Below are 14,334 nucleotides of genomic sequence, written 5' to 3'. Positions count from 1 at the left end.
TGCTACCTTTTCAGGTACCGATCGCTCAGAACACCCACGGGGTCAACATTGGGAAACATCGTCGTCACCGGCATCACCTTCGGTGTCTTTATGACCGAGGCGCTGATCCACTACAACATGGGGCAAGCAAAGTCTCGGGGCGGCTTCAAGCTGACGGTCCCGCCACCGAATGAGCTGGCCAAGATCGCCGCCGTCACAATGACCTTCTCGATCGCTACCGGCCTGCTGGTCAAGGCACTCCCGAAGGGACTGCAGTCGAAGATCTAGGCGACGACCACCGGGTGCCGTCCCTCAGCGCACGCGAATGTGCTCATAGATGCTCAGATAGTCCTGGGCCGGACGCGCCCAGGAATTGTCCATGCGCATCCCATTGAGCCTCAGCTGCCGGAAATAGTCCGGATATTCCCACCAAAGGCCGATCGCGCGTTTCATTGCCGATTCAAGGCCGTCGAAGCTGAGCTCGTCGAAGACATAGCCGTTGCGCTCCTCGAAGGGCCGATCATTGTAGTTGGCATCAAATACGGTGTCAGCGAGCCCGCCGACGCGGCGGACGATCGGCACGCAGCCGTAGCGCATCGCGATCATCTGGGTCAGCCCGCAGGGCTCGTAGACACTCGGGATCAGGATCATGTCGGCGCCCGCATAGATCAGATGCGAGAGCTCCTCGTCGTAGCCGAGCTCGAGGTGGGCGTCGGCACTCTCCTGAAGCACCTTCTTCGCCTCCCAGAACTGGGCGTTCACGGCGGGGTCCTGTGCGCTGCCGAGCAGCACGAACTGAGCGCCCTGTTCCAGAGAGAAGTCGATCCCGTGGCGGATCAGCTCGATCCCCTTTTGCCGATCGAGACGGCTGATCACCGCGACGATCGGCTTGGCCGCATCGACGAGCCCGAGTCGGTTGCGGAGCGCAGTCTTATTGGCGCCTTTGTCAGCCAAGTGATTGGCGTCATAAGGCACTGGGATGAAGGCATCCGTTGCTGGATTCCAGGTGTTGGTATCGATCCCGTTCAGGACGCCGCCGAACTTCCGGTCGTGGGTGCGCAAAACACCTTGCAAGCCCATCCCTTGCTCGGTGTGCTGGATCTCCCAGGCATAGCGCGGCGACACCGTCGTGACGAAGTTCGAGAACACGATGCCGCCCTTCATCAGGTTGACCGCGCCCGGGTTACCGGGGTCCTGGAGGCGGTCGGGAACCATGAGCCGGCCAGCATCGAGCCCGTTCATGTGCAGCACATGCGGGGTCGTCCAGCCCTGGTGACCGAGGTTGTGCAGGGAATAGCAGACCCGCGTGCGGTCAAGCCCCATGGCTGCATAGCGCTCGAACAGCAGTACCGGGACCAAACCGGTCTGCCATTCATTGCAGTGAATGATGTCCGGCCGCTTGCCGGCGGCGAGCAGGAAGCTGAGGATCGCGTGGGAGAAGAAGGTGAAGCGATCCGGATCATCGGCGTCGCCATAGATTGCGCCGCGATTGAAGAACCCGTGCTCGGAATGGGCGTCGACGAAGAAGCATTGCAGACCGTCGACCTCGCCACGCTCGACATCACAGTGCACCGCGCGGTCATAGAACGGGACCCAGAGGTCGCTGTGGTAGGTCTCCATGTCCTGGACCCGGTCATACCGCAGGCAATCATACTTCGGCAGGATGATATCGACCTGATGGCCATGACTCGCGAGCTCACGGGAGAGCCCGTGGACGAAGTCGCCCAAGCCCCCGGCCTTAGCGACGGGCGCACACTCCGGCGTGGCCATCACGATATACATAGATCGCCCTCAAACAGCAGGTGTAGGTTTATCAGTCGGCAAACCGGCACATCCGACGCGCCAATCAGGGGTCACGCTCAGCGACGGGTAGCCGTGGCAGGCGGCCAAGCAAGGACGCGAGCAGCTCCGGGTCATCAAGATCGACCGTGAACGCAAAACGCCCTCCTGGACCGACCCGGAATCGATGGCCACCGAGGTCGAGGACGCTGCCCGGGGGAGCACTGCCAAACACGCGCAACTGACCCCGGATACAGGCGGCCTCCTGCGCCGGATAAGGTGCCAAGGGACCGCTGGCGTGGGGCACGCTCGGCTGCCGTTCGTGGGGATCTTGCCGCGTTGCGAGTCCCCGGTCCATCTTAGCGTGGTTCGATAACGTTCCCAGGCTGGCCGTTGTGGAGCCTGTTTCAGGCTCGGGCATCAGCGCCGCGCTGATTCTGACACGAGGGGCCACTCTGGTGGCGACACTGGCAGCAACACTGGCAGCAACACTGGCAGCAATCGGGAAGACCCGACCATGCGACAGCGGCCCCGGCGCCGCCGTCGCCAGCGATGGATCGGGAAACTGGGTCGGATTCGGTGGCATCTTGCGCCGAGGCGCCAGCGTCGCATGTTCCCCGGCCAAGGCAGTCGCCGGCTGCACGGCTGGCGTTGAAACGACATCATTCTCGGCGCCGCGCCCCGCTGGCCGCCCGACGCCCTGCTCAGTTGCCCTAGCGACCTCTCCTCCCGCCGCAGATTCGGACGCAGATTCCGGCTCAGGGTCGGCGGGCGCTGGCTGCTGAACCGCAGGCGTCCTGCGCAGGGCCAAGGGCAATGATGCTCGTGACGGCACCGTTGCTGGCGCGCGGACTGGCTCGCAGACTGGCTCGCGCGCCAGCAAGGAATCGATGGGCAAGGACCCGGCACGAAGGCGGGGCTCGGAACGCAGAGGCTCGGTGGGTTGAGGCGTTGTGGGCCGCGCGGGCGCCGAGACCTCGGACACCGAAGCTGCTGGGCGTTCCAGCCGCTCCCCACTGGCGGTCACCTGGGCGTTGCGCTCGGGCTGAGCTGCCACATCGAGCACGGTCTCGACAGGGATACGGGTCGTCTGCGGAACCGAGTCGAGCCGATTCGAGCGCGCAAGCAGTAGCCAAGCGCCACTATCCCGCCCTTCCAAGCCGAGCTCGGCCTGCAATGAACCCACAACGGGAGGCTCGAATCGGGCCGATCCAGCAGCACTGATCGCCGTGCAATCACCCAAAACCGCCTCTGCGGCAGTGGCGCCAGAGCCGTCGAGCCGGCGAAGGTAGGCCTTGGCGACCGCCTGATCGGCGGGAAACGCACCCAGCGCAGACTCGATCACCGTCGAGTTGAGTCGCCATTCCAGAGCGACCCCACCCGCCGCAAGCGGGAAGAGCACGGCGCGCGGAGCCTGATCCGGATTCGGAAAGGGCGACCCAAGGTCAGCGGCCATCGCAGCATCTCAGTGCCGGGTGACCGCTCAAGAAAACGCCTGAATGAGCGCAACGCGTCTCATTCATTCGGCCGATCGAGCACTTCGGGGATCGGCCCGAGGTCAGGTCGAGCAATCACGTCGGGCCCGGGCCCGCGCTACCGCGGCAAGCACCTGAGAGGGTGCCGTGCCGCCGATGTGATCCCGCGCTGCGACTGATCCATCCAGCCTCAGCACCTCGAACACGTCCGGGCCGATCGCCGGTGAGAACCGCCGCAGCTCGTCGAGCGTCAGCTCCGCGAGATCCCGATGCTGTTGGATCGCGTAGGCGACCGCGCGACCCACCACCTCATGCGCATCCCGGAACGCGATGCCCTTGTGCACGAGGTAGTCGGCAAGATCGGTCGCGGTCGCAAAGCCCTGCGTTGCGGCGGCGCGCATCCGTTCCGGCTTGCAGCGCAGCCTGGCCATCATCTCGGCAAAGACCTTGAGCGAGCCGCGGAGAGTATCGGCAGTATCGAAAAGGGGCTCCTTGTCTTCTTGATTGTCTTTGTTGTACGCGAGCGGCTGCCCCTTCATCAGGGTCAGCAATGCCATCAGGTGACCGAAGATGCGCCCGGTCTTGCCGCGGATCAGTTCCGGCACATCGGGGTTCTTCTTCTGCGGCATGATCGACGAGCCGGTGCAGAAGCTGTCTGCGAGCTCGATGAAGTCGAATTGGGCCGACGACCAGAGGATCAGCTCCTCGGCGAAGCGCGACAGGTGCATCATCAGGATCGAGGCCGCCGAGACGAACTCGATCGCGAAGTCACGGTCTGATACCGCATCGAGCGAGTTCTCGCAGGGGGCGTCGAAGCCCAGCAGCTCGGCCGTATAGTCGCGGTCGATCGAATAGCTGGTGCCGGCCAGCGCCGCAGCACCCAACGGCATCTGGTTGAGCCGTCGGCGACAATCGATGAAGCGCCCAGTGTCGCGCTCGAGCATCGCGTGCCAGGCCATCATGTGGTGGCCAAAGGTGACCGGTTGTGCCACCTGCAGATGGGTGAAGCCAGGCAGAATGGTCGCTGCCTCGCGCTCGGCAAGTCCGAGCAGCGCCTCGCGCAGCTTCTGCAGGGCGACCTGGATCGCATCGATCTCGCCGCGCAGCCAGAGCCGGATATCGGTGGCGACCTGATCGTTACGCGAGCGGCCCGTGTGCAAGCGTTTGCCAGCCTCGCCGATATCGGCGGTCAGCGCCGCCTCGATGTTCATGTGGACGTCCTCGAGAGGAACCGACCAGCTGAAGTCACCGGCCTCGATGCGCTCGGCGATCCGCTCGAGCCCCGCGACGATGGACGCGCACTCATCGGCGCTCAGAATCCCTTGCCGCGCGAGCATGCGCGCATGGGCGGTCGAGCCGGCGATGTCCTCCCGATAGAGACGCTGGTCGAACCCGACCGAGGCCGTGAAGCCCTCGACGAAGGCGTCGGTCGGCTCGGCAAAACGGCCGGCCCAGGGTTTCGAAGCAGCGTTCTCGGACATCGCGGATTCTTGCTCGCTGACTGGTGTTGCCAGGATCGGACAGTATCGCCAGCACCGGCGGCACTGCGTCGGCAGCGGCGGCATCGGCACGTCAACCTTGCACGATAGTACAGATTCGTGTCTGACGACAGCCTGAGATAGCGATTCGGGCCGCCAGCGCGGCTGTCTGAGCGGACCGACCCAACAGGAGAGCGGCCCGAACGGCAAGCCCCCATGCCATCCTGATCGGTACGCCGCGATTGACCGCTGCCATCGTCGCGGAAGAAAACTTCGGTTAGGTTAGGCTATTGCCTAAGACCACTATGACAAGCTGGACCCGCCTCCATGCCAGAGACCATTCGCATTGCCACCCGAAAATCCGCACTCGCCATGTGGCAAGCGGAGCATGTCGCCGACGCCCTCCGCCGTCTGCACCCGGCCCTCACCGTCGAGATCATCGGCATGACCACGCGTGGCGACAAGATCCTCGACGCCCCGCTGGCCAAGGTCGGTGGCAAAGGCCTGTTCGTCAAAGAGCTCGAGCAAGGGATGCTCGACGGTGATGCCGATATCGCGGTCCATTCGATGAAAGACGTTCCGGTCGATTTCCCGGACGGGCTGCACCTGGCCTGCATCCTCGAGCGCGAGGACCCGCGGGATGCGTTCGTCTCGAATCGGTTCGAGACCCTGGATGCGCTGCCACAGGGCGCCTGCGTCGGCACCTCGAGCCTGCGACGCCAATGCCAGCTCGCGGTGCTGCGGCCCGACCTGCGCATCGAGCCGCTGCGCGGCAACGTGAACACGCGGCTGCGCAAGCTCGACGAGGGCGTCTACGACGCGATCATCCTCGCCGCCGCCGGCCTGATTCGGCTCGAGTTCGGCGAGCATATCCGTTCGTGCATCCCGACCGAGCAGAGCCTCCCAGCGATCGGCCAGGGCGCGATCGGTATCGAATGCCGCACCAACGACGCCCGTGTCCACGAGCTCATCGCCCCGCTGCATCACGGCCCGACGGCCGAGCGCGTCACCGCCGAGCGGGCGCTGAACGCGCGCCTCAACGGCGGCTGTCAGGTTCCGATCGCCGGCCATGCCGAGCATCACGACGGCGTCCTTCAGCTGCGCGGTCTGGTCGGGATGCCGGATGGCTCGCAGCTGATGCGCGGTGAGGCCAGCGGCCCAACCGATGAAGCCGATCGGATCGGCAAGCAGGTTGGCGATGCGCTCTTGGCTCAGGGCGCGGACCGCGTACTAGCGGCCCTGGCCGAGCAATGACCGGGCCTTGCCGGCTCGACGGCTGCCAGGTGCTGGTGACCCGCCCCGCTGGTCAGGCGGCGCAGCTTTGTGAGCTGATCCGGGCCACCGGCGCCGAGCCAGTCGCGTTTCCAACCCTCGAGATACGCGGCTCTGAGCCCAACGATGATGCGCGCTCGCTGCTGGCGGAGCCCTGGGACATCATCCTCTTCGTCAGCCGCAACGCGGTCGATTACGGGCTGCCGCTGCTGCCGCGCACGCCGACCACAGCTGCAGGCGGCAGCCGGCCGTTGATCGGGGCGGTTGGCCGCGCGACCGCGGCGGCGCTGCGCGAGCATGGAATGGCACCTGATCTGGTCCCAGAGCGCGGCTACGACAGCGAGGCATTGCTGGCGCTGCCAACCTTGACCGAGGTCCAAGGACGTCGGGTACTGATCGTCCGCGGGGTGGGTGGGCGCGCCAAGCTCGGCGAAAGCCTGAGCCAGCGCGGTGCCGAGGTCGCCTATGCCGAGGTCTACCGCCGATGCCTTCCTGAGACCGGAATCGACGCCCAAATCCCGGATTGGCAGCAGCGGCTCAGCTTCATTACGGCGACCAGCGACGAGGTCTTGCAGAACCTCTGCCAGCTGGTCAGAAGCGCCGATCAGGCCTCGCTGCGCTCGCTCCCGTTGGTGGTGATCAGCGATCGCGGCGGCGCCACCGCGATGCAGCTTGGCTTTCGCACCGTCGCGGTCGCCGAAGAGACCAGCGATGAAGGCATCGTCGATGCGCTTTGCCGTTTGGCCCTGTCCCTCGGTCGCGCCCACTGATCGAGATGGGCGTGCGTCGGCGTCGGCCGTATCGCCGCTGGCCGATCTGGCTGCTGCTCGCAGCGCTGCTGCTGCTCGTGCTCGGGGTCCTGCTGATGCACCGCAGCTACCGGGCGCAGCTCGATGCGAGCATGGCTCGGCTACAGCAAAGCGTCGCCGCGGCGCAGGCGCAGCAGGCCCGCCTGGCGGCATCGATACGCGCGGCCCGTGCCGCCGTTGCCGTACAGCATGATGACCAGACCGACCTCCTGGCTCGCCCTCTCAGCAACGGCCTGACCAGCGCGGACACATCCCGCATCGCCACGCGGCTGCAGTCAATCGCCAACGAGCTCGATCAGCTTGCCCTGTCGGCAGTGCCGGGTCGAGCTCAGGTCCGTGGCGATCACCAACAAGGTCCAGGGTCCTGGCTCGACTGGCGGCAGGTTCGAAAGGCGGTGCGCGAGCTGGCGCACGCGGTCCGCCAACACTGGCTGATCAGCTCGCATCGATCAGGCCCGCTCAGCAATGCCCAACAGCAAGCCGTACGGGGCTGGCTCCAGCGCACCCGCATTGCGACCGGCCAGGCGGACGCGCCAGCGCTCGCCCAAGCGCTCGCGGCGATCGAGCAGCTGCTTACCGCCGACGCGCGCGATGATCCAGCGGCGGGTCAGCTGGCGCGGCGGGCGACGCTGCTGCGCTCGGTGCTGAGCGCAAGCCCGCTCTCCGAGCGGGAACGTCGAAGATTGGCGCGACTTGCCGAACAGATCAGCGTGATCGCCAGGCAGCTCGAGCCGGGTCCTGGACCCAGCCTGCCATCTGTTTCAGAGGACCGACGCTGAGCCGGTCGCCGAGTACTCGAAGGCATCCGAAAACAGGTGATCCACCCTGAGCCCCGCGGCCTCGAACGCGGCCCGACCCGCCTCGACCATCGGCGGCGGACCGCTCAAATAGACGTCATGATCGGCCAGTGCCGGTTGGTCTGCCAGCACGGCCTCATGGACCCAACCGGTGCGGCCAGTCCAGTCGGCGTCCGGCTCGGAAAGCACTGGCACCCAATGAAACTGCGGGTGCTGTTCGGCCCAGCGCGCCGGGAGCTCCGGCAGATAGAGATCAGACCGCGAGCGCACGCCCCAGTAGAGCGTGATCGGCCGCTCGATACCGCAGTGGAACGCCTGCTCGAGCATCGCCTTGAGCGGCGCAAAGCCGGTGCCGCCGCCGATCAGCAGAAGCGGTCGCAACGATTCCTCCCGCAGGACAAAGGTCCCGAGCGGTCCCCGAATGCGCAGAATCGATCGTTCGGCGAGGGATTCAAAGACCTCTTCGCTGAAGCGCCCGCCCGGTACCCGTCGAATATGCAGCTCGAGCAGTTCGTCGTCGTGAGGCGGATTGGCGATCGAGAACGCCCGACGCGACCCATCGCGCAGCATGAACTCGATGTATTGACCGGCACGGTAAGGCAGCCGTTGGCCCTCGGGCAGCTTCAGCCTCAGGCGCATCACATCGTGGTTCAATCTCGTCTTCTCGGCGACCCGGCATGGCAGGGTGCGCACCTCGACGTCGGCGAGCCGGTCGAGCTCCGCGACGCGCAGCACCAGGTCCGAGGCGGCCACCGCCCGACAGGTCAGGCAGCTATCCGGTGGTTGCCCCTCCAGCGCCGGCGGCCTCCCTTGCGGATAGCGCACCTCGCCGGCAAGCAACTGGGCGGTGCAGCTTCCGCAAGTACCCTGGCGGCAACCGTAAGGCAGACCGATGCGCTGTTGGAGCCCGGCCTCGAGTAGGGTCTGATCCGGCGCGACCTCGAAATGCTTCCCAGCCGGCTCGGTACGCACTGAAAAGTTCATTGGCAGATTCGATTTCATTGGCTTTTGGCTGTACGGCATCAACCCAATACCATGGGGCACGATAGCCATGAAGCGAAGGTGTGAGGAGCGATGCGATGATCATATTGGGCTGCGGATATGTTGGACAGGCACTAGCGCGGCGTTATCGCCAACGCGGCGAGCCCGTCACCGGCGTGGTGCGCAGCGACGAGAGCGCAGCAGCCGTCGCGGCAGCGGGTGCTGAGCCGCTGCAGCTGGACCTCACCCAGGATGATCTGACATCGCTCGCCTTGGCCGGAGAGCGCGTCTTTCACCTCGCCCCTCCACCCAACGAGGGTGATGGCGACGCGCTGACCTCGCACCTGATCGATACCTTCGACCGAACCGGACCTCCGCGTCGCCTCGTCTACATCGGCACCACCGGTGTCTATGGCGACTGCGGCGGTGCCTGGGTCGATGAGTCGCGGGAACCGAAGCCGACGGCCGGCCGAGCGCTGCGCCGCTGGGACGCCGAGGAGCGCTTGCGTCAATGGAGCCGCAGGAGCGGCGCCGAACTCGTCATCCTGCGCGTTGCGGGTATCTACGCCTGCGACCGTCTGCCGCTCGCGCGCATTCGCAGCGGCCAACCGGTCGTGCGTGCCGATGAGGCGCCTTGGTCGAACCGGATTCACGCCGAGGATCTGGTGAGTGTGTGCGAGCGCGCAATGGACCAGGGCCCGGCAGCTGCCCTTTACAACGTCTGCGACGGTCATCCCAGCACGATGACCGATTACTTCTGCCAGGTCGCGGACGCGGCCGGGTTGCCTCGTCCGCCCCAGATCCCGCTCGCGGAGGCCGACGGTCGGGTCTCGGCCGGGATGCTCTCGTACCTGAAGGAGTCCCGACGGCTCAGTAATCGACGGATGGTCGACGAGCTTGGACTGAGGCTGCGCTATCCAACCCTCGAGGAGGGTCTGGCCCACTGTTTCGAGCGCAATGAGGGTTGAAACGAGACGAGAGCCTTGGTCCCTGATCGCGATATGACAGCCTTGACTTGGCCGCACCGCGGCATGAATTCGAGAAGGCCAAGGAGATAGGAGCGGACAGGAGCGCTCGTCCTAACCAGCGTGCTGAGGAGGTTGGTCTGTGGCACGATGATCGCCGAACGCGCCGAAAGCGGTGTACTGATGGATCAGCGAGGAGCAAAGGTACCGACCGCTTGCCGCGGGCTGGGGGGCCGCAGTTGGAGGGCGCAGTACCGACGTCGATGGCGGCGCCTTAGGCGATTGCCGGAAAAGCTCGTACCGAATTGCGCAGGATTTTCGTTTGCCTTCGAGGAGCGTCGCCGGGAGCATAGCCGGGCTATGTGACCGGCGGCGCGACGAAGAAGGCGAGCGAAAAGACCAGCAAGGCGGTATGAGCCTTGACAGAAATCGCCTTAAGCGATCCGCCCCCCTGATTGGCGCCGAGGCTCGCACGCTCGGCGGTTTACCCGTCGACCGGCATGATGCAGCCGAGATCGACTGACGGGACACAACGCCTCCGAACCACTACTGAAACGGGAGAATCCGCCATGAAACCCATCCATCTCACTCTCTTGCTTGCGATCGTGCTGGCAGTGACAGGCTGCGGCGGCACGACTGCCTCGCGGACCACCTCCGGCGCCGCTGCTGGTGCCGCGACAGGTGCTGCGATCGGCTCGCTGAGCGCAGATGCCGGAAAAGGGGCAGCGATCGGCGCCGCCGCCGGCGCACTCGGTGGCTACATCTACGATCAGAACGAGAAGGAAAAGGAGCGGCAGCGGCGTTATCGTTATCGCGAGCAATAGGCCGACCGAACCTGCTAACGATCATCTCTGAGCACCCGCTGAAGCGCCCCACGATCGAGAGACCTCCATGGACATGCTGACAACCTTTCCGGTCGAGCTCTGGCGCATCCTGCTCGAGCTTGCCCCATCACTGCTGGTGGGGCTGTTCATCGCCGGTCTGATCCATGCCTTCGTGCCACCGGATCTGATCCGGCGCGGTCTGAGCCGGCCGGATTGGCAGTCTGTCTTCCGTGCATCGATCGTTGGGGTCCCGCTTCCGCTCTGCTCCTGTGGTGTGATCCCGACCGCGCTGGGTCTGCGACGCGAAGGCGCATCGTCGGGCGCCGCGACCTCATTCATGATCAGTACCCCGCAAACGGGGGTTGACTCGATCCTGGTCACGGCGGCCTTCCTCGGCTGGCCCTTTGCGATCTTCAAGCTCGTCGCCGCCTTTGTGACCGGCGTGGTCGGGGGGGTGCTGGTGAACCGGGTCGTGCCTGAGACACCGACGACAGCCGAGACCGGCGCCAGCAGCCTGGAGGCAGAGAACCGCCCTGACGGGCCCCTAGACGGGCCCCTAGACGGGCCCCTAGATGGACTCTGGGCGCGGATCGCCGAGGCGGTGCGCTACGCGATATTCGACCTGCTCGGCGCGATCCATCTGTGGCTCGTCATCGGCGTGCTCGCCGCGGCCCTGGTCACGACCGTCACACCCCCGGATTTCTTCGCCGGGCAGGAATGGTCCAACGGCTTGCTCGGGATGCTGGTGATGCTTGCGATCGCGCTGCCACTCTATGTCTGCACGACCGCCTCGGTGCCGATCGCAGCATCACTGATCGTAGCGGGGCTACCGGCGGGCTCCGCATTGGTCTTCTTGATGGCTGGTCCGGCAACGAATCTGGCGACGATCGGCGCCGTGTATCGCACCCTCGGCGGTGCTGTGCTCTCGGTCTACCTTGGCACCGTCGTCGTGATGAGTCTTGGTTTTGGCCTGATGTTCGACCAGCTCTTGTCAGCCGCGCCGACCCAGGTCATGGCTCATACGCATGAACCGGGGTGGCTTGCGGTTGTCTCCGCGCTGCTGCTGCTGGTGCTGATGGCGATACTTGCAGCGCGCCAATACCAAGCAGGCGCGAAGGCACGTCTCGATGCGGCGCTCGGCGGCGATGTCGCGGCGCCGGACGAGACCGTCCTGCAGGTCAAGGGGATGACCTGCGGCCATTGTGTCGCGACCGTGAAGAAGGCGCTGGAATCGATCGATGAGGTCAGCGAAGCCACACCGGACCTGGCCAAGGGCGAGGTCCGGGTCCGCGGTGGCTTTGTGGAAACGCCAAGGCTCTCGCAGGCCATCGAGGGCGCCGGTTTCCAAGTGGTCACCCCCGGGAAGACCAACTGAACCGAACAATCATGACGGCGCGCCACGCCGGAGAATGAAACGGTCGCATCCGTTGTTTCAGGGTAAATGGGCCAGGAATCCTGCCCGGCGAGATCAATCCTTAACGCGTTAGACAATTGACGGCGCCTAAGCCATCGACTAGATTCCAAATCGATTGCAGCGCTTTTTGCCCCGGGGTTCCATCTCACCCGATAGTCTCGACACCCGCCATCGATGCTCCGGAGTGCGGTCCGGGGCCGCCCGCAGGGCCTCGACCCCCGGAATGGGGTCACGGCTCGCGTACTAAACGGCTCGGCTGTCCAATGCCGTCGCGCCTTGTTGCCGCCCCTCAAGACCCACTCCCTCGTCGCTTGGCCCAGAACCGCCGCGGCTCGATGCGAGTCTGCACAGTAACGGCGGCCCGGGATGACAAGGCAATGCCTGGGTAGACAGAGGCGCAACGGACCACCAGCGATCGTTTGCGGACGCTCGTGGCCGCGTGTGAACACTGATCACCGGCACACAGGTCGGGATCAGCAGGGGAGGCGCCACAGCGGCCGCGCTCCCAACGAGATACGGCACCCGGCTGCCGTGTCGCCGTCCGTCGAGTTGTGCGTTGATCGACTGGCGGTGTGCGCGTGCTCAATGCACGTCCGTTGCGAGAGTGAGCGATGAGGATCTACGTAGGCAATTTGAAATATTCGGTCAATGACGACGCCCTGCGCGACATGTTCAGCGAATTCGGCAATGTCGCGAGCGCTGACGTGATCAAGGACAAGTTCTCCGGTCAATCAAAGGGATTCGGCTTCGTCGACATGCCGAATCAATCCGAGGCCGAGGACGCGATCCAAGCCCTGAACGATAGCATGCAGGATGGCCGCAAGCTGACGGTCAATGAGGCGAGGCCTCGAAGCGAACGTCCGCAGCGACGCTTCTAGGCAATGCTGATGGCCGCGCGACGTCCGGAGGATTGGCCGGTCGTCGCGGCGCCGACGCGGCCGTTGGCCGAAGCGCACTAGCGCTTGTGGCCAAAGCGCACTAGCGCTTGATGTCGCGGGCGTCGGCATCGAGGCCAAGCTGCGGCCAGAGCCGATCGACCTTTGCCTTGACCGCCTCGTCCATCCGGATCGGGCGTCCCCACTCGCGCTCGGTCTCGCCCTGCCATTTGCTGGTCGCATCGAAGCCGATCTTCGAGCCCAGCCCGGAGACGGGCGAGGCGAAATCGAGATAGTCGATCGGGGTGTTCTCGACCATCACCGTATCGCGCGCCGGGTCCATGCGCGTGGTCATCGCCCAGATCACGTCCTTCCAATCGCGCGCTGAGACATCGTCATCGACGACGATCACGAACTTGGTGTACATGAACTGGCGCAGGAACGACCAGACCCCGAGCATCACCCGCTTGGCGTGCCCGGGATACTGCTTCTTCATCGCCACCACCGCGAGCCGATAGGAGCAGCCCTCGGGCGGCAGATAGAAGTCGGCGATCTCCGGGAACTGCTTCTGCAGGATCGGCACGAAGACCTCGTTGAGCGCCACACCGAGGATGGCCGGCTCATCGGGCGGCCGGCCGGTGTAGGTGCTGTGATAGATCGGCTCGGGGCGTTGGGTGATCCGGTCAATGGTGAAGACCGGGAAACGGTCGACCTCGTTGTAGTAGCCGGTGTGGTCGCCGAACGGGCCCTCGGGGGCCATATCATCGGGGTGGAGATGCCCCTCGAGCACGATCTCGGCGCTGGCCGGGACCTGCAGGTCCGACCCCTGGCAGGCCGCGAGCTCGGTGCGGCTGCCGCGCAGCAGGCCGGCGAAGGCGTATTCCGAGAGCGTATCCGGCACCGGGGTCACGGCGCCGAGGATGGTCGCCGGGTCGGCGCCGAGCGCGACCGCGACCGGGAACGGCTTGCCGGGATGCGCCCGCTGCCAGTCGCGGAAGTCCAGCGCGCCGCCGCGATGGGCCAGCCAGCGCATGATGACCCGGTTGCGGCCGATCACCTGCATCCGATAGATGCCCAGGTTCTGGCGCGTCTTCTCCGGACCGCGCGTGATCACCAGCCCCCAGGTGATCAGCGGGCCGGCATCCTCGGGCCAGCAGTGCTGGATCGGCAGGCGCGCCAGATTGACCGCCTCGCCCTCGAAGACCTGTTCCTGGCACGGCGGCTGGCGTCGGACCTTGGGCGCCATGTCCAGCACCTTCTTGAAGATCGGCAGGCTTTGCCAGGCCTCCTTCATCCCCTTCGGTGGGTCCGGCTCCTTCAGGAACGCGAGCAATCGGCCGACCTCGCGCAGGGCATCAACCGATTCCTCCCCCATCCCGAGCGCGACCCGCTGCGGCGTGCCGAACAGGTTACCGAGCAGCGGGATCGCCGAGCCCTTGGGCCGCTCGAACAGGATGGCCGGGCCGCCGGCACGCAAGGTGCGGTCGCAGATCTCGGTCACCTCCAGATAGGAGTCGACCTCGACGCGGACGCGCTTCAGCTCGCCGCGCCGCTCGAGCTGGTCGATGAAATCGCGCAGATCCTGGTACTTCAATGGCTGACCTTCGCCGGTTGCTTGGTGCAGAGTGGTGGGTGCGAATGGATGGGCGCCAATGGGCATCGCCGGTCGAGGCAGGCTGCGAGCCG

The 14,334-nt window shown here is 65.5% G+C and carries 13 protein-coding genes; 8 read left to right on the top strand and 5 right to left on the bottom strand.

The annotated features are described in order from the left end of the window. Window positions 1-48: 48 nt before the first annotated feature. Entirely contained in the window at window positions 49-267 is a 219-nt protein-coding gene (locus CKO40_RS11140) for a hypothetical protein (protein WP_200346286.1), read from the top strand. A gap of 24 nt (window positions 268-291) precedes the next feature. Here the strand turns inward: CKO40_RS11140 and CKO40_RS11135 are convergent, their stop codons facing one another. The 3 genes from CKO40_RS11135 to argH all read right to left on the bottom strand — a co-directional run bounded on the left by CKO40_RS11135 (window position 292) and on the right by argH (window position 4,714). Next, on the bottom strand, window positions 292-1,761 hold the full coding sequence (locus CKO40_RS11135; RefSeq protein ID WP_200346285.1) for a glycogen synthase: 1,470 nt from the start codon (window positions 1,759-1,761) through the stop codon (window positions 292-294). A 64-nt stretch (window positions 1,762-1,825) separates the two neighbouring features. Next, the gene (locus CKO40_RS11130) at window positions 1,826-3,214 is read right to left on the bottom strand and encodes a hypothetical protein (RefSeq protein ID WP_200346284.1); all 1,389 of its coding nucleotides are present in this window, start codon (window positions 3,212-3,214) and stop codon (window positions 1,826-1,828) included. Window positions 3,215-3,316: 102 nt separating this feature from the next. After that, window positions 3,317-4,714: an argininosuccinate lyase gene (gene argH / locus CKO40_RS11125; RefSeq protein WP_200346283.1), complete on the bottom strand. Its 1,398-nt coding sequence runs from the start codon at window positions 4,712-4,714 to the stop codon at window positions 3,317-3,319. Between the two features lie 324 nt (window positions 4,715-5,038). Between argH and hemC the strand changes: the two genes are divergently transcribed. From hemC to CKO40_RS11110, 3 genes are read left to right on the top strand one after another with little or no spacing between them, the layout of a single operon-like run. Continuing rightward, entirely contained in the window at window positions 5,039-5,965 is a 927-nt protein-coding gene (hemC, locus tag CKO40_RS11120; RefSeq protein WP_200346282.1) for a hydroxymethylbilane synthase, read from the top strand. Beyond that, a complete protein-coding gene (locus CKO40_RS11115) occupies window positions 5,962-6,753 on the top strand; it encodes a uroporphyrinogen-III synthase (protein WP_200346281.1) in 792 nt (263 codons plus the stop codon). Before hemC ends, CKO40_RS11115 begins: the two co-directional genes overlap by 4 nt. Window positions 6,754-6,764: 11 nt before the next feature. Beyond that, window positions 6,765-7,571 (top strand): hypothetical protein, encoded by an 807-nt coding sequence (locus CKO40_RS11110; RefSeq protein ID WP_200346280.1) that lies wholly within the window; start codon window positions 6,765-6,767, stop codon window positions 7,569-7,571. On the opposite strand, the gene CKO40_RS11105 is transcribed toward CKO40_RS11110, so the two are convergent. Next, the gene (locus tag CKO40_RS11105) at window positions 7,554-8,573 is read right to left on the bottom strand and encodes a CDP-6-deoxy-delta-3,4-glucoseen reductase (protein ID WP_200346279.1); all 1,020 of its coding nucleotides are present in this window, start codon (window positions 8,571-8,573) and stop codon (window positions 7,554-7,556) included. The genes CKO40_RS11110 and CKO40_RS11105 overlap by 18 nt on opposite strands. Before the next feature lie 95 nt (window positions 8,574-8,668). On the opposite strand from CKO40_RS11105, the gene CKO40_RS11100 reads away from it, so the two are divergent. From CKO40_RS11100 to CKO40_RS11085, 4 genes are all read left to right on the top strand, one after another. After that, on the top strand, window positions 8,669-9,538 hold the full coding sequence (locus tag CKO40_RS11100) for an SDR family oxidoreductase (protein ID WP_200346278.1): 870 nt from the start codon (window positions 8,669-8,671) through the stop codon (window positions 9,536-9,538). 566 nt (window positions 9,539-10,104) lie between these two features. Further along, window positions 10,105-10,359, top strand: coding sequence for a glycine zipper domain-containing protein (locus tag CKO40_RS11095; protein WP_200346277.1), 255 nt, complete (start codon window positions 10,105-10,107; stop codon window positions 10,357-10,359). A 67-nt stretch (window positions 10,360-10,426) separates the two neighbouring features. After that, window positions 10,427-11,734: an SO_0444 family Cu/Zn efflux transporter gene (locus tag CKO40_RS11090; protein ID WP_242476982.1), complete on the top strand. Its 1,308-nt coding sequence runs from the start codon at window positions 10,427-10,429 to the stop codon at window positions 11,732-11,734. A 650-nt stretch (window positions 11,735-12,384) separates the two neighbouring features. Continuing rightward, complete coding sequence (locus CKO40_RS11085) at window positions 12,385-12,651, top strand: RNA recognition motif domain-containing protein (RefSeq protein ID WP_200346276.1); 267 nt, start codon at window positions 12,385-12,387, stop codon at window positions 12,649-12,651. A 100-nt stretch (window positions 12,652-12,751) separates the two neighbouring features. Here the strand turns inward: CKO40_RS11085 and ubiD are convergent, their stop codons facing one another. Further along, complete coding sequence (gene ubiD / locus CKO40_RS11080) at window positions 12,752-14,242, bottom strand: 4-hydroxy-3-polyprenylbenzoate decarboxylase (protein ID WP_200346275.1); 1,491 nt, start codon at window positions 14,240-14,242, stop codon at window positions 12,752-12,754. Window positions 14,243-14,334 lie beyond the last annotated feature (92 nt).

The organism is Halochromatium glycolicum, from assembly GCF_016584085.1.
GTDB lineage: Bacteria > Pseudomonadota > Gammaproteobacteria > Chromatiales > Chromatiaceae > Lamprobacter > Lamprobacter glycolicus.
Note: the sequence above shows the minus strand (reverse complement) of the source record. Positions and strands in the feature narration are given on the sequence as shown.